Genomic DNA, 14,344 nt, shown 5'->3' with positions numbered 1-14,344 from the left:
GTCTCAGGTCAGTCCTCTCGGCTTGGAAGCCATGAAACGCGCCAGGCTGTTGATTGATGCAGATGGCCTGGCGTATCTTCGGCTCAGCTCAGTCCGCCGCACTGAAAAAACAGCGCCTTGCTTCATCTTTTCCACAGGCGCTCTCTACGCATCGTCCGCATATCGGGCCGTCCTGCCCTCCTTCTTCATATCACCTCCGAACCACCCAACACCGGGCGCGGTTTGTCTTTTCCACAGGCCAGCAACAGGAAAAGCCAGCTTATGTTTTCCACAGGGCCAACTCCTCTTGAACTGGCCGTGGATGAATTGTCCACAGCGATCCTGCTGAGTGACGTCTTGCGCTTCTCAAGTCAACGTCATTCCGTTGCAGAACAAGGTAATGGATCATTTTCCAAGTTTCCTGGAGTATTAGAGACATAACCCAACGCCAAAAGAAAAGCCGGCAAAGCCGGCTTTTCTAACAAATGAGTGATGACACCATCTCCGTGGGAAACCAATCAACTTATCCCCAATTCCGCCACGGATGCGACGCAAGCTACTTTGTCCACAACCTGAACTAAGTGGAAACAGTGTACAAAAACTTATACACAGGCATTCGAGGCGTCCATCCCATGCTGTGCTGAGTGACGAACGAGACCGACAAAAAACTAAGTTTTCCACACCCTCCACATTCTTGCCACACCAGCCTCACCCCGCAACAGATCTGAAATGCACCAGTGCATCCAAGCCGTCAAGCGCCCCCTCCTTGCTGATCCGATTGCGCAAGCTGATGGTTGCCTGCATCGAATCGACAATCTCTCCGCAGATGGTCAGCCCCAACCCGCCGGCTGATGAAACATTGGAAGAAAACGCCTTGAAGACATTCTCCATCGCCTGGTCATCGATCCCCTCTCCGCTATCCCAGATCAGCAACTCCGCCACATCTTCCCGAGCACTGATGCGAATGCCCAGCTTCCCATGCACAGGCGTATGCCGGATCGCGTTATGCAGCAGATTGGAAATCAGCTCCCCGATCATCCACGGATGACCCATCACGAGGATCTTCTCCCCCTCCAGCTCGAAGTCCAGATCCTTCTCCGCAATCAGCGGCGACAGATCCACTGCCGTTTCGCGCGCCAGCATGCCCAGGTCGCACACCTCCTGCGCACCGCGACCGCGTATCTGCTCGACCTTGGCCAGGGACAACAATTGATTGGCCAGCGTCGTGGCCCGCTCGACGGTACCCGACATCTCCTGCCAGATCACCGGTGCCGGCGCATCACCCCGCAAACCTGACTGCAGCTGCGTTTTCAGCACCGCCAATGGCGTACGCAACTGATGCGAGGCATTGGCCACGAAACGTTGCTGGTGATCCAGCAGCCGTCGCAAGCGCGCCATCAATTGATTCAAGGCATCGATGAACGGCTGCAATTCACGCGGTGCCATCGGCGGCGCCACGGGCGAGAGATCATCCGCCGGCCGCTCATCAAGCTGCCGCCGCAAGGCATCCACCGGTTGCAGCGCACGCCGCACCACATACAAGGTCACCGACACGATCACCACCAGCAAGGCTGCCTGACGGATCAGCGTCTCCCAGAAAATCTTGCGTGCCAGCGCACTGCGGTTCTCCATCGTCTCGGCCACCTGCACCAGTGCCGCGCCGCGCGGATCATTGGTCACCACCGGCTGGAACAGTGCCGCCACCCTGACCGGCACGCCGTTATAGGTATCTTCGTAGATATGCGCCAGGGCCGGATAGATGGCCTCCTTGTCCGCCTTCCCCTTGTAGGAAGGCAGATCCTGATCCCCCTCGAAGAACTTGCCGTCCAGGCCGTTGATGCGGTAAATCATGCGGCTCGAATAATCGGCCTCATAAATTTCCAGCGCCGCATAAGGCAGCGAAGCCTTGAGCTCGCCATTCTCGATGCGCAGCAGGTCGCCAATCGAATGCACCGAGGCAATCAGCATCCGGTCATAAGCGGTGTTGACCGACTCCAGGGTATTGCGATAAAGCGAGAAGGAATCGATGACGATGAACAGCGCAATCGGTGAAATGATCCACGCCAGCAGATAGGCACGTACCGAGCGCCGCCGCGAAAACAGATGTGCCACGTCCTCAGCCCTCGCCACCCTGCTGCTGCCGATCCCGCAGCAGATACCCCAGCCCGCGCAGTGTCATGATCTCGGCACCGGTCTCCATGAGTTTCTTGCGCACCCGGTGCACCACCACTTCGATGGCTTCGAGCTGCGTGTTCTCCTCCATCGGAAAAACCAGCCTGAACAATTTCTCCTTGGTCACCGCATGTCCCGGCTTGGCGATCAATGCCTTCAACAGCGTATGCTCGCGCGGCGTCAACTCCAGCGGCTCATCGTCACAATAGAACGCCCCCGATGCCCGGTCAAAGCGCAGGCGCCCGCAGCGCTGCCCGCCATCATCGGCATTGGTACGTCGCCGCAGCAGCGCACGGATGCGGGCATCGAGCTCATCCAGATCAAAGGGCTTGGCCAGGTAATCATCGGCACCGGCATTGAGTCCCACCACCCGATCGCCCACTGCGCCGCGCGCGGTCAGCACGATCACCGGGGTACCGATGTCCTGCGAGCGGATGCGCTGCAGCAGGTGCAGCCCGTCCAGTCCGGGGATATTGAGATCGAGCACCACCAGGTCGCCAATCCCGTCCTTGATGTGCGAGAGCGCACTGATGCCATCACCGCAATGCGTGACCTGAAAGCCGCGCCGCTCCAGCGCGCGCACCAAGGCGCGCGACATGTCGATGTCATCCTCTACCAGCAGGATATGCATGATCTCCCGTGTCGTTATCGTTGTGCAGCCGCCTTTATACCGCCAATCCACGCGGGGCGCGAGTCCCGTCTCCCCACGCTTTGAAAGCAGATTGAAAGCCGCTGGAAAGGCAGCTGACAGGAAACCCCCTCCTCGGCGACCTCGCCCCATGGCAAAAGCCGTCCCCCTCGCCTACACTCCCGCACATCGCCGGCCACGCACCGATCAACACCGCCGTCGCGACCGGCACCAAGACCAAAACCATCTCCAGGAGACAGCATGACCCCACGTCTGATCAAGACCCTGTTGGCACTCGCCCTGGCCGCCCCGGCCATCGCCTTCGCCCAGGACACCTGCAGCAATCGCGGCGACCTCGACCAGCAATACTGCGACGCCAATCACGACCTGACCGCCGACACCCCCACCGATCCCAAGAAGCTGAAGAACCCCAATACCCTGGTCTTCACCTTCACCCCGGTGGAAGATCCGGCCGTCTACGACAAGATCTTCAAGCCCTTCACCGACTACCTGTCGCAATGCACCGCCAAGAAGGTGGTCTTCTTCCAGGTGCAATCCAACGCCGCTGAAATCGAAGCCATGCGCTCGGGCCGCCTGCACGTCGGCGGCTTCTCGCCGGGACCGACCAACTTCGCCGTCAACATCGCCGGTGCCGTGCCGTTTGCCGTCATCGGTGACGCCAAGGGTTATCAGGGTTATACCCTCAACGTGATCGTGCGCAAGGACAGCCCGATCCAGAAGATGACCGACCTCAAGGGCAAGAAGGTCGCCCACACCGCGCCTTCGTCGAACTCCGGCCACATGGCCCCGATGGCCTTGTTCCCCAAGCTGGGCGTGACGCCGGACAAGGACTACAAGGTCATCTTCTCCGGCAAGCATGACCAGTCCATCTTGGGCGTGAACTCGGGCGACTACGATGCTGCTGCCATCGCCTCCGACGTCTTTGATCGCATGGTGGAACGTGGCGTCATCAAGGCCGAGAACTTCCGCGTCATCTGGCACAGCGAGAAATTCCCGACCCAGGACTTCGCCTATGCGCATGACCTGGAGCCCAACTTCCGCGACAAGATGCTCAAGTGCTTCTACGACTATCGCTTCACCGATGAGCTCAAGAAGGCCTTCGCCGGTTCCGATCGCTTCTACCCGATCAACTACAAGAAGGACTTCGAGATGGTGCGCTTCGTCGCCCAGTCCGCCGGTGAGTCCTTCAACCGCGCCGCCTACGACAAGCAGAACGCCGGCAAGAAGTAAGCATCACCGCAAGGCATCCGTGACCTCCGGTCCGGATGCCGCAAGACGATTCCATCCAGCACAAGCAACACGGCCCCTGCCCATCAGCAGGGGCTGCGGCCCCTCGCATCCCGCAGTCCGCCGCGCACCACCAGAAACATCACCAGAGAAAGCGTCTCCCATGTCACACGCCATCGAAATCCAGGGCCTGGTCAAGGAATACAAGCCCGGTCATCCCATCCTCAAAGGCATCGACCTGAAGATTGGCGACGCCGGCCTGATCGCCATCATCGGCCCTTCCGGCACCGGCAAGTCCACCCTGATCCGCTGCATCAACCGTCTGGTCGATCCCAGCCGTGGCGCGATCTGGTTCGAGGGCGAAGGCAAGCGCGTGAACCTGGCCGAACTGCGCGGCCGCGCCCTGCGCGAACAGCGCCGCCACATCGGCATGGTGTTCCAGGAATACAACCTGGTGGAACGCCTTTCCGTGATGGAGAACCTGTTGTGCGGAAGACTGGGTTACGTCAATGCCTTCACCGCCTGGCGCCGCAACTTCGCCAAGGAAGATATCGCGCACGCGTTTGAATTGCTCGATACCGTGGGCCTGGGCAACTTCGCCAACCAGCGGGCCGACGCGCTCTCCGGCGGCCAGCGCCAGCGCGTGGGCATCGCCCGCGCCCTGATGCAGCGCCCGCGCCTGCTGCTGGCCGATGAACCGACGTCCTCGCTGGACCCCAAGACCTCCTTCGAGATCATCTCGCTGCTCAAGGAACAGGGCCGCGCCCAGAAGATCCCGGTCATCGTCAACATCCACGACGTGGAACTGGCCAAGCGCTATGCCGACCGCATCATCGGCATGTCCGGCGGCCACGTGGTCTACGACGGCAATGCAGAGAACCTGTCGGATGACTTCCTCAAACAGATCTACGGCGGCGAGGACTGGCTGGCATGACGACCTCCTCCACTTCCTCCACGCCCCGCGTGAGCCTGGCCTTCAAGCCGCAACTGGCCACCCGCGTGGTGATCTGGCTGATCGCCCTGTATGCGATCTACGCAGCCACGCAACTGGGTTTCTCGTGGGAGCGTTTCTCTTCGGGCCTCGGCAATGGCGCCAAGTTCCTGGGCCGCATGTTTCCGCCCGATCTCTCCAAGGGCGACATTCTCTGGGGCGGCATCAAGGAGACGCTGCAGATTGCCGTGCTGGCGTCGCTGTTTGGCATCCTGTTCTCGCTACCCATCGGCCTGATGGGCGCACGCAACCTGATGCCCTCCTGGATATCCTGGCCTGCGCGCGCGCTGGTGTCGGTGTGCCGCTCGCTGCATCCGGTGATCGTGGCCATCCTGTTCGTCAAGGCCGTGGGCTTTGGTGCGCTGGCCGGCGTGCTGGCGCTGATCGTGGCGTCCATCGGCTTCATCGGCAAGCTCTTTGCCGAAGCCATTGAAGAGATCTCCATCAAACAGGTCGAAGCCATCCGCGCCACCGGTGCCTCCTTCATGAACGTGATCCTCTTTGGCGTGCTGCCGCAGGTGATGTCGCGCTTCGTCGGTTTCTCGACCTACCAGCTCGACTCCAACCTGCGCAACTCGACCATGGTCGGCATCGTCGGTGCGGGCGGCGTGGGCGGCGTGCTGTTCTCCGCCTTCCAGCGCTTCGACTACGACTTCGTGCTCACCATCCTGGTCACCATCATTACCATCATCGTCGTCGGCGAACTGCTGGCCAATTCGGTCAAGAAGGTCTTCAATGTCTGATACCGTCCTCCCCCGCCCCGCTGCCGCGCTCAACCCAGCCGAGCGCGAATGGCAGCGCCATACGCCCCTGCAGCGCATCCTGCGCTTCACCGTGTGGCTGGTCATCGCCCTGGCCGTGGTGCAATCGCTGCGCTACATCGAGATCATCCCCGAGTTCCTCTACGATGCGCCCGAGCAGATGAGCGACATGCTCGCCCGCATGTGGCCCATCGACTGGGCCTACTTCAGCAGCGACGTCCAGGCCGGACTGATCGAGACCCTGCACATCGCTACGCTCGGTACCCTGCTCTCCATCGTGCTGGCCATTCCCTTTGGCCTGCTGGTGGCGCCCAACCTGACCCGCCATCGCGGCCTGAACCTGTTCGCCCGCATCGTGCTGGTGGCCAGCCGCTCGGTCAATTCGCTGGTGTGGGCGCTGCTGTTCCTGGCCATCTTCGGACCCGGTCCGCTGGCGGGCACGCTGGCCATCGCTTTCCGCTCGATCGGCTTCGTCGGCAAGATGGCCGGCGAGACCATCGAGCAGATGCCGCGCGGCCCCATCGAGGCGCTGCAGGCGTCGGGCGCGAGCAAGTTCTCCGAGATCTGGTATGGCTACTGGCCGCAATTGAAGCCGGCCTTCATGTCCATCGTGCTGCTGCGCTGGGACATCAACGTGCGTGAATCCGCCGTGCTGGGCATCGTCGGTGCCGGTGGCGTGGGCATGGTGCTCGATACCGCGTTGAACCTGTTCCAGTGGCCGCGCGTGGCGACGGTGCTGGTTTCCATTTTCGCCATCGTGATCGTGACCGAAGTGGTGGTCACGCAAATCCGCAAGCGCATACTCTGACCGGGAGCCAGCATGAAAGCACGTGGCATGGAAGGCATCACCTATCCTCCGCAATACGATGTGCTGGTGGTCGGCGGCGGCATCAACGGCGCGGGCATCGCGCGCGATGCGGCCGGGCGCGGCCTGTCGGTGGCGCTGTGCGAACAGCACGACCTGGCGCAGCATACGTCGTCGTCCTCCAGCAAGCTCATCCACGGTGGCCTGCGCTACCTGGAACATTATGAATTCGGGCTGGTGCGCAAGGCGCTGATCGAGCGCGAAGTGCTCTTGCGCAGCGCGCCGCACATCATGTGGCCGCTGCGCTTCGTGATGCCGCATGACCGGGGACAGCGCCCCGCCTGGCTGATCCGTTTGGGCATGTTCCTCTACGATCACCTGGCCCGACGCGAATTGTTGCCGGGCTCGCGTGCACTGGACCTGCGCCGCCACGCCTCGGGGGCGCCATTGAAAGCGCAGTTCACGCGTGGCTTCGTCTATTCCGATGGCTGGGTCGATGATGCCCGGCTGGTGGTGTTGAACGCCATGGATGCCGCCGAAAAAGGCGCGCACATCATGACCCGCACCCGCTGCGAATCGCTCACGCGCCAGGACAACGGCTGGCAAGCGGTGCTGCGCCGTGAAGACGGCCATGCCATGCAGGTGCGCGCACGCTGCGTGGTCAATGCCGCCGGCCCGTGGGTGGCGCAGTTCCTGGGCGGTGCGGCCCACGTGCATTCGAGCAAGTCGGTGCGCCTGGTCAAGGGCAGCCACATCGTGGTGCCGCGCCTGTTCGAACACGATCACGCCTACATCTTCCAGAACCCGGATGGCCGCATCGTCTTCGCCATTCCCTACGAGCAGGACTTCACGCTCATCGGCACCACCGATATCGAGTACCAGGGGCGGGTGGAAGACGTGGCCATCTCCGCAGACGAGACGGCTTATCTCTGTCAGCTGGCCAATCGCTATTTCGAGAAGCCCATTACACCGGCCGACGTGGTGTGGTCGTATTCAGGGGTGCGCCCGCTGCTGGAAGACGCAGCCGCCGAGGCCTCGGCCGTCACGCGCGACTACCAGCTCGACCTGAACACGCAAGGCGCCCCGCTGCTCTCCATCTTCGGCGGCAAGATCACCACCTTCCGCAAGCTGGCCGAGGAAGCGGTGGACATGATCGCGCCGGTACTGGGCAACCAGCGCGGCGCGTGGACTGAACACGGCTGCCTGCCGGGTGGCGACCTGTATGGGGCGCAGCCGTCCAATCGCTCGGTGCGCCAATTCGGTCACTACGTGGAAGGCTTGCAGCAGCAGTATCCGTGGCTGCCCGCCGCATTGTTGCAACGCTATGCGCGTGCCTATGGCAGCCGCACGCACGCGCTGCTGGAAGGAAGAAAGAACTTGGAAGAGATGGGAGAAGAAATCCTGGGCGGGCTCTATGCCGCCGAGGTGGACTACTTGTTGCGCCACGAATGGGCCACCAATGCGGCCGACATCCTGTGGCGGCGTTCCAAGCTCGGCCTGCATTTCCCCAAGGGCAGCGAGGCCGTGCTGGACGCCTGGCTGGCCGCGCGCGGCGGCCAGTCTTCCGGTCAGGAACCACCCGCCGAAGCGGGCGAGTTGCTTCAGGCAGCCAGCAGGTAAGCACCCACGGCGGCGATACCGACGCCGCCGATGCGCACCACGCGGTCAGCCATCTGCTTGCCCGCGATCAGGCCGATACCGAGGCCGGCGGCATGCAGCAGTGCGGTGGCGGCGATGAAGCCGGCACCGTACAGGGCGGCCGAGCTGCCGTGCGGCAGTTCAGCGCCGTGTGCGTAGCCATGGAACATCGCGAAGACCGACACCACCAGCGTGCTGCCCCACAGCGGCAGGCGCACGGCGAAGGCGATCAGCAGGCCCAGCACGGCCACCGAAGCGGCGATACCGGTTTCCACGGCCGGCACTTGCAGGCCGGCGAAGGCCAGCAGCGCGCCAGCCACCATCATCAGCGGGAAGGCCAGCGGCAGCACCCACAGGGCGCGCTGCTTGTTCTGTGCCGCCCACAGGCCCACGGCCAGCATGGCCAGCAGGTGGTCGATGCCCGAGAACGGGTGGGCGAAGCCGGCGGCCATGCTGGCCGAGGCATCCATGGTGGAACCCGGATGGCCGGGGTGCGCCAGGGCAGTGCCGGCCGCCAGTGCGGTGACGGCCAGGACGCCCAGGCGGGCGCGGGTCTTGGTCGAGAGGGTCAACATGTTTTCTCCTTGGGCTGATACGGCAGATTCTTTAATCGGGGAAGTGACAGGGTTCAGGTTCAGTTCTTCGGCTTCTCGTCCAGCATGCCCTGCTTGCGGATGTATTCGATGACCTTTTCCACCCCGTCGCCACTGCGCAGGTTGGTGAACACGAAGGGGCGCTCACCGCGCATGCGCTTGGCATCGGCCGCCATGATATCCAGATTTGCGCCCACATAGGGAGCCAGGTCGGTCTTGTTGATGATGAGCAGGTCCGAACGGGTAATGCCGGGGCCACCCTTGCGCGGAATCTTTTCGCCACCGGCCACGTCGATCACGTAGATGGTCAGGTCCGACAGTTCCGGGCTGAAGGTGGCGGCCAGGTTGTCGCCGCCGGACTCCACCAGGATCAGGTCCAGGTCCGGGAAATCGGCACTCATGCGGGCAATGGCTTCCAGGTTGATGGAGGCATCCTCGCGGATGGCAGTGTGCGGGCAGCCGCCGGTCTCCACACCCATCAGGCGTTCTGCCGGCAGCGCATCGGCGCGCAGCAGGATTTCCATGTCTTCCTTGGTGTAGATGTCATTGGTGATGACGGCCATGTCGTAATGGTCGCGCATGCGCTTGCACAGCATTTCGCACAGCGCCGTCTTGCCGGAACCGACCGGGCCGCCGATGCCCACGCGCAGCGGATTGGAAGTGGAGTTGCTCATGGTTGGTCTCTTGATCTCTTGGTCGTGTTGAAACGAAAACGATATAAACGATTTCAATAATTAAGAACGATAGATGCGGCTGTACTGCACCTCATGCTGCATCGACAGCAGCGACAGGCCCGGTGCCCAGTTGCACAGATCGTCATCCTCCAGCGTCAGCGCGGTGGCCGCGGCCTTTTCCAGTTCAGGCTGCAGCGACAGCAGGATACGCTGCCCCGCCACCTGGCCCAGCGGCACCGTCTTCACGCAGGCCAGCACCTGGTTCTCGGCCCAGGCGAACAGCATGCCCAGCACCGCCGCCTCGCGCGGCACCTGCAGGGCCACGGTAGCAAAGGCCAGGGAGGTGGGCAGCGGCAGTTCCGGCTGCGCCTGCAGGATGGCCAGCAAGGCCTCATCGCCCAGCTTCAGGTCGGTCGCCAGTTTGCCCAGCGAATAGCCCATCTGAATGGTTTCGGCACGAAACTCGGAAGTATCGCGGGCCGCGATGAAGCGTTCGGTCCACAAGGTGACCTTTTCTGCATCACGGGCCTCGAAGGCCGCTACCAGCCGCGCAAAGATGGGGGCCTCGAAACGCGCCACCACCTCATGCAGCGCATGGCCTATCCAGGCACGGGCCGTGGCTTCGCTGCCCACGCGCCCGCACTCGATGGCCGCCTCCAGCCCTTGCGAATAGCTGTAGGCGCCGATCGGCAAGGACGGGCTGCTCAGTTGCAGCAGGTGCAGCAAGGCGGCAGCTTGCATGGGGTCAGCCCTCTTCCTTCTTGTCGCCGGGACGATGGATTTTCTGGCGCAGCGGAATCGGTGCCAGCGGATTGTGGTGATGGTCATCGCCATGATGGTGATGACCGCCGCCATAGGCCCCCGCTTCCGGCTCGAAGGCCGCCAGTTCTTCGGAGACGCGCGCGCCCAGCCCTTCCAGCATTTCCTTCAGCACCGGGTCCTTGCGGATGCGCAGGAAACCGGCGCCCCCTTCATGGCCCACATGCGCCTGGGTGTGACGATTGCCGAGGTGGAAGGCGCAACGCAGCAGCAGGTGCGCATCGGCCGCATCGACGCGATAGGTCGCTTCGGCCTTGGCGATGATCCTGACCACGCGGCCATCATCGCCGCGCAGCAGGTCGCCATCGCGCAGCACCGTACCGCGCACGGTGAACACCGCCACGTCTTCACCGGAACGCAGGGTGGCACGCAGGCGGCTCTTCTCGCGCTGGTCATAGGGCAGTTCCAGTTCGCCGTCGATCTGCTCGGCCTGGGCTATCTTGGTATTGAGAGTGAGCATGAAAAAATCTAATGAAAATCAGAACAGGAAATAACGTTGTGCCAGCGGCAGCGAGACCGCCGGTTCGCACACCAGCAGCTCGCCATCGGCGCGCACTTCATAGGTCTCGGAATCGACTTCCATCTTCGGCGTGGCACCGTTGTGGATCATGTCGCGCTTGCGCAGGTTGCGCATGTTCTTCACGGCTACCACCGGCTTGTTGAGTTTGAGCTGTTCACCGATGCCGGCATCGAAGGCCGCCTGCGAGACGAAGGTCATCGAGGTCTTCAAGCCACCGCCATAGGCACCGAACATCATCCGGTAATGCACTGGCTGCGGGGTCGGGATGGAGGCATTGGGGTCACCCATCTGGGCGGCCGCGATCATCCCGCTCTTCAGGATCATCGAGGGCTTGGCCCCGAAGAAAGCCGGCTTCCACAGCACGATGTCGGCGATCTTGCCCACCTCCAGCGAGCCCACCACGTGCGAGATGCCGTGGGTGATGGCCGGGTTGATGGTGTACTTGGCGATGTAGCGCTTGATGCGGAAGTTGTCGTTGCGCGAGGTATCTTCCTTGAGCGAACCGCGCTGCACCTTCATCTTGTGCGCGGTCTGCCAGGTACGCAGGATGACTTCGCCCACGCGGCCCATGGCCTGCGAGTCGGAAGACATCATCGAGATCGCGCCGATGTCATGCAGGATGTCTTCGGCGGCGATGGTCTCGCGGCGGATGCGCGATTCGGCAAAGGCGATGTCTTCGGCGATGGCCGGGTCCAGATGATGGCAGACCATCAGCATGTCCAGGTGTTCGTCCAGGGTATTGACGGTGAAGGGACGCGTCGGGTTGGTCGAGGACGGCAGCACGTTGCCCTCGCCCACGGCCGCGATGATGTCCGGTGCATGGCCGCCGCCCGCGCCTTCGGTGTGGAAGGTGTGGATGGTGCGATCCTTGAAGGCCGCCAGGGTGTGCTCCAGGAAGCCGCCCTCATTGAGCGTATCGGTGTGGATGGCCACCTGGATATCCATGCGGTCGGCCACTGTCAGGCAGTTGTCGATGGCCGCAGGCGTCGAGCCCCAGTCCTCGTGCAGCTTCAGGCCGATGGCACCGGCGCGGATCTGTTCTTCCAGCGGCAACGGCAGGCTGACGTTGCCCTTGCCGAGGAAACCGAGGTTCATCGGGAAGGCGTCCGCTGCGGCCAGCATGGAGTGAATGTGCCAGGGACCGGGCGTGCAGGTGGTAGCGGCCGTGCCGACGGCAGGGCCGGTGCCGCCGCCCAGCATGGTGGTGACGCCGCTCATGAGCGCCTCCTCGATCTGCTGCGGACAGATGAAGTGGATGTGGCTGTCGATGCCGCCGGCGGTGACGATCATGCCTTCACCGGCGATGATCTCGGTGGCACCGCCAATGGCCATGTTCACGCCGGGCTGGATATCGGGATTGCCGGCCTTGCCGATGCCGGCGATCTTGCCGGACTTGATGCCGATGTCGGCCTTGACGATGCCCCAGTGATCGACGATGAGCGCATTGGTGATGACGGTATCCATCACCTCGGCATGGGGGCGCTGCGACTGGCCCATGCCGTCGCGGATCACCTTGCCGCCGCCAAATTTCACTTCCTCGCCATAGACCGTGTAATCCTTCTCCACTTCCAGGAACAGTGCGGTATCGGCCAGGCGCACGCGGTCGCCGACGGTGGGGCCGAACATTTCGGCATAGGCCGAACGGGAAATCTTGCTCATTTGGTTTGCCCCTTCTTGTCGTTGCCATGCTGGGCCTTCAGCTTGCCCATCACCAGTGCATTGAAGCCGTAGACGCGGCGGTCGCCGGCCAGCGCCACCAGTTCCACCGTGCGTTCCTGACCGGGCTCGAAGCGCACTGCGGTCCCGGCCGCGATGTTCAAGCGCATGCCATAGGCCGCTTCGCGTTCGAAGCGCAGTGCCGGATTGGTCTCATAAAAATGGAAGTGGGAGCCGACCTGGATGGGACGGTCTCCGCTGTTGGCCACCGTCACCGTCACGGTGGGGCGGCCGACATTGAGTTCGATGTCGCCGGGTTCGACCAGCATTTCGCCTGGAATCATGACGCGCTCCTCAAGGAATCGGATGGTGGACGGTGACCAGCTTGCTGCCATCGGGGAAGGTGGCTTCGACCTGGATGTCGGGGATCATCTCGGGCACGCCTTCCATGACATCGTCGCGGGTGAGGATGGTGGTGCCCTCGGACATCAGTTCGGCCACGGTCTTGCCGTCGCGCGCGCCTTCCATGATGGCGGCGGTGATCAGCGCCACCGCTTCCGGATAGTTGAGCTTGAGGCCACGGGCCTTGCGGCGCTCGGCCAGCAGCGCGGCGGTGAAGATGAGCAGCTTGTCTTTTTCTCTTGGTGTCAGTTCCATGTTGGCTCCTGGCCGTTGGGCGGCCTTCAGGTTCTATAACGCAGGGCGAGGCTTGATTCAGTTTTCCTGATGCAGCGTTTTACGTCGTATTCATGTATTCCAGATGCGCGGAATGGCCGCCGGCTTGCCGGTGACCGCCGGGCGCAGCACATGCCAGGCCGCATGCATCCACTGCCGCGCCACCAGGCTGGATGGCCCCATGTAGCGCGCGATGAGCACCTGCTTCATCAGCGTGGCACCGCTGCGTCCTTCCAGCTGCAGGACCCCGATGGTCTCGCGCAGCCGTCCGAGCAGTGCCGCATCCATGCCATCGCCCACGGCGATCAAGGTGCCGCAGATGGTCTGCCCGTCCAGCGCCAGCGGGCCTTGCATGGCCCCTGCCTCGGCCTGCAGGCGGCCCTGCTCGAACCATACCAGCTTGCCGCCGCGGCGGATGCTGGTGCGCTGGCTGACGGCACCGGTGTTGAAGGTTTCGCCCGAGGCGGTGCGGCCGAAGCAGAGGATTTCCGCACCCAGGTAAGCCGCGTCGGCGGCCAGGGTCACTTCATGTTCCATGCGCACGTCGGCGCCATCGAAGAAGATGGTTTCCTGCGGCAGCCATTCCAGCGTGGCTCCGGCAGCAGCGTCGAGCCTGACGGCCTGGCGTGATGACTGGCCGTTGGCGCGATACCACTTGCCCGCACCGGGCGTGGTCAGCAGCGCATGGGCGCGCTCGCCGACCTCGGCGGTGATGGAGAGCTGGTCGCCACCGACGATGCCGCCCGGCGGGTGGACGATGATGGCGTGGCAGATGGAGGGATCTTCGGGATAGAGCGGCTTCTGCACGCGCAGGGGGCCGAAGTGCTGGCGGCGCATGAGGCGCGTCGTGCCCTTGTCGTCGGCAAAGCTCAGCGCCAGGCGTGCCTGGTCCGGCGCATGCCGCAGGGGCGCGCCTGGTGTCGCGGGGGCCGGCATGCTGGCGGGTTCCGGATGGCCGGGGAGTCGTTTCATACCTGGTTCTTCATTGCGTGGAAGGCGGCGTGTGCAAGCGGACTGCCTGGCCGCGAACATGCGACTTTATAGCAGACCCGCTGCAAACGCGCAGCTTCGTCTTGTGCCTCGCTCCCCGTTCGGACTGAGTAGGCCCGCAGGGCCGTATCGAAGGCGCTGTGCCGGGCGCAACCTTGGAGCGCCTTCGATACGCCGCTGCGCGGCTACTCAGTC

At 63.1% G+C, this 14,344-nt stretch carries 15 protein-coding genes; 5 read left to right on the top strand and 10 right to left on the bottom strand.

The annotated features are described in order from the left end of the window. Positions 1-687: 687 nt before the first annotated feature. Positions 688-2,091 carry a sensor histidine kinase gene (locus ACWFUC_RS04440; RefSeq protein ID WP_489624223.1) on the bottom strand — a complete coding sequence of 468 codons (1,404 nt, stop codon included), beginning with the start codon at positions 2,089-2,091 and terminating at the stop codon, positions 688-690. Between the two features lie 4 nt (positions 2,092-2,095). Continuing rightward, complete coding sequence (locus tag ACWFUC_RS04435; protein WP_088755402.1) at positions 2,096-2,782, bottom strand: response regulator transcription factor; 687 nt, start codon at positions 2,780-2,782, stop codon at positions 2,096-2,098. A 258-nt stretch (positions 2,783-3,040) separates the two neighbouring features. Here ACWFUC_RS04435 and phnD point away from each other — a divergent pair, with 258 nt between their 5' ends. From phnD to glpD, 5 genes are all read left to right on the top strand, one after another. Continuing rightward, positions 3,041-4,030 (top strand): phosphate/phosphite/phosphonate ABC transporter substrate-binding protein, encoded by a 990-nt coding sequence (phnD, locus tag ACWFUC_RS04430; RefSeq protein WP_034339821.1) that lies wholly within the window; start codon positions 3,041-3,043, stop codon positions 4,028-4,030. Positions 4,031-4,190: 160 nt separating this feature from the next. Beyond that, positions 4,191-4,961: a phosphonate ABC transporter ATP-binding protein gene (phnC, locus tag ACWFUC_RS04425; protein ID WP_013236645.1), complete on the top strand. Its 771-nt coding sequence runs from the start codon at positions 4,191-4,193 to the stop codon at positions 4,959-4,961. After that, the gene (phnE, locus tag ACWFUC_RS04420; RefSeq protein ID WP_121041338.1) at positions 4,958-5,761 is read left to right on the top strand and encodes a phosphonate ABC transporter, permease protein PhnE; all 804 of its coding nucleotides are present in this window, start codon (positions 4,958-4,960) and stop codon (positions 5,759-5,761) included. The genes phnC and phnE (ACWFUC_RS04420) overlap by 4 nt, the downstream gene beginning before the upstream one ends. Then, positions 5,754-6,587, top strand: coding sequence for a phosphonate ABC transporter, permease protein PhnE (gene phnE, locus ACWFUC_RS04415; RefSeq protein ID WP_034339830.1), 834 nt, complete (start codon positions 5,754-5,756; stop codon positions 6,585-6,587). Before phnE (ACWFUC_RS04420) ends, phnE (ACWFUC_RS04415) begins: the two co-directional genes overlap by 8 nt. Positions 6,588-6,599: 12 nt before the next feature. Beyond that, on the top strand, positions 6,600-8,204 hold the full coding sequence (glpD, locus tag ACWFUC_RS04410) for a glycerol-3-phosphate dehydrogenase (RefSeq protein WP_489624222.1): 1,605 nt from the start codon (positions 6,600-6,602) through the stop codon (positions 8,202-8,204). On the opposite strand, the gene ACWFUC_RS04405 is transcribed toward glpD, so the two are convergent. The 8 genes from ACWFUC_RS04405 to ACWFUC_RS04370 all read right to left on the bottom strand — a co-directional run bounded on the left by ACWFUC_RS04405 (position 8,186) and on the right by ACWFUC_RS04370 (position 14,131). Continuing rightward, positions 8,186-8,797 (bottom strand): HupE/UreJ family protein, encoded by a 612-nt coding sequence (locus ACWFUC_RS04405; protein WP_034339842.1) that lies wholly within the window; start codon positions 8,795-8,797, stop codon positions 8,186-8,188. The genes glpD and ACWFUC_RS04405 overlap by 19 nt on opposite strands. 59 nt (positions 8,798-8,856) lie before the next feature. After that, positions 8,857-9,489 (bottom strand): urease accessory protein UreG, encoded by a 633-nt coding sequence (ureG, locus tag ACWFUC_RS04400; protein WP_489624221.1) that lies wholly within the window; start codon positions 9,487-9,489, stop codon positions 8,857-8,859. A 60-nt stretch (positions 9,490-9,549) separates the two neighbouring features. Further along, complete coding sequence (locus ACWFUC_RS04395; protein ID WP_489624220.1) at positions 9,550-10,230, bottom strand: urease accessory protein UreF; 681 nt, start codon at positions 10,228-10,230, stop codon at positions 9,550-9,552. 4 nt (positions 10,231-10,234) lie between these two features. Further along, positions 10,235-10,768 carry an urease accessory protein UreE gene (gene ureE / locus ACWFUC_RS04390; RefSeq protein ID WP_204726745.1) on the bottom strand — a complete coding sequence of 178 codons (534 nt, stop codon included), beginning with the start codon at positions 10,766-10,768 and terminating at the stop codon, positions 10,235-10,237. A gap of 18 nt (positions 10,769-10,786) precedes the next feature. Beyond that, positions 10,787-12,487 (bottom strand): urease subunit alpha, encoded by a 1,701-nt coding sequence (gene ureC, locus ACWFUC_RS04385; RefSeq protein WP_489624219.1) that lies wholly within the window; start codon positions 12,485-12,487, stop codon positions 10,787-10,789. Further along, positions 12,484-12,828 (bottom strand): urease subunit beta, encoded by a 345-nt coding sequence (locus tag ACWFUC_RS04380; protein ID WP_034339857.1) that lies wholly within the window; start codon positions 12,826-12,828, stop codon positions 12,484-12,486. The genes ureC and ACWFUC_RS04380 overlap by 4 nt, the downstream gene beginning before the upstream one ends. 10 nt (positions 12,829-12,838) lie before the next feature. Next, positions 12,839-13,141 carry an urease subunit gamma gene (locus ACWFUC_RS04375; RefSeq protein WP_008333723.1) on the bottom strand — a complete coding sequence of 101 codons (303 nt, stop codon included), beginning with the start codon at positions 13,139-13,141 and terminating at the stop codon, positions 12,839-12,841. 90 nt (positions 13,142-13,231) lie between these two features. Continuing rightward, positions 13,232-14,131: an urease accessory protein UreD gene (locus tag ACWFUC_RS04370; RefSeq protein WP_489624218.1), complete on the bottom strand. Its 900-nt coding sequence runs from the start codon at positions 14,129-14,131 to the stop codon at positions 13,232-13,234. Positions 14,132-14,344 lie beyond the last annotated feature (213 nt).

The organism is Herbaspirillum sp. Her4 (genome assembly GCF_057961335.1).
The sequence above is the reverse complement of the archived record's forward strand: the minus strand, read 5'-3'. Positions and strand labels throughout refer to the sequence as shown.

Excerpts from the sequence above, each read along its gene's own strand:
- ACWFUC_RS04435 (WP_088755402.1), bottom strand. The coding sequence starts at position 2,782 with ATGCATATCCTGCTGGTAGAGGATGACATCGACATGTCGCGCGCCTTG.
- phnD (WP_034339821.1), top strand. The coding sequence starts at position 3,041 with ATGACCCCACGTCTGATCAAGACCCTGTTGGCACTCGCCCTGGCCGCC.
- phnC (WP_013236645.1), top strand. The coding sequence starts at position 4,191 with ATGTCACACGCCATCGAAATCCAGGGCCTGGTCAAGGAATACAAGCCC.
- phnE (WP_121041338.1), top strand. The coding sequence starts at position 4,958 with ATGACGACCTCCTCCACTTCCTCCACGCCCCGCGTGAGCCTGGCCTTC.
- phnE (WP_034339830.1), top strand. The coding sequence starts at position 5,754 with ATGTCTGATACCGTCCTCCCCCGCCCCGCTGCCGCGCTCAACCCAGCC.
- glpD (WP_489624222.1), top strand. The coding sequence starts at position 6,600 with ATGAAAGCACGTGGCATGGAAGGCATCACCTATCCTCCGCAATACGAT.
- ACWFUC_RS04405 (WP_034339842.1), bottom strand. The coding sequence starts at position 8,797 with ATGTTGACCCTCTCGACCAAGACCCGCGCCCGCCTGGGCGTCCTGGCC.
- ureG (WP_489624221.1), bottom strand. The coding sequence starts at position 9,489 with ATGAGCAACTCCACTTCCAATCCGCTGCGCGTGGGCATCGGCGGCCCG.
- ACWFUC_RS04395 (WP_489624220.1), bottom strand. The coding sequence starts at position 10,230 with ATGCAAGCTGCCGCCTTGCTGCACCTGCTGCAACTGAGCAGCCCGTCC.
- ureE (WP_204726745.1), bottom strand. The coding sequence starts at position 10,768 with ATGCTCACTCTCAATACCAAGATAGCCCAGGCCGAGCAGATCGACGGC.
- ureC (WP_489624219.1), bottom strand. The coding sequence starts at position 12,487 with ATGAGCAAGATTTCCCGTTCGGCCTATGCCGAAATGTTCGGCCCCACC.
- ACWFUC_RS04380 (WP_034339857.1), bottom strand. The coding sequence starts at position 12,828 with ATGATTCCAGGCGAAATGCTGGTCGAACCCGGCGACATCGAACTCAAT.
- ACWFUC_RS04375 (WP_008333723.1), bottom strand. The coding sequence starts at position 13,141 with ATGGAACTGACACCAAGAGAAAAAGACAAGCTGCTCATCTTCACCGCC.
- ACWFUC_RS04370 (WP_489624218.1), bottom strand. The coding sequence starts at position 14,131 with ATGAAACGACTCCCCGGCCATCCGGAACCCGCCAGCATGCCGGCCCCC.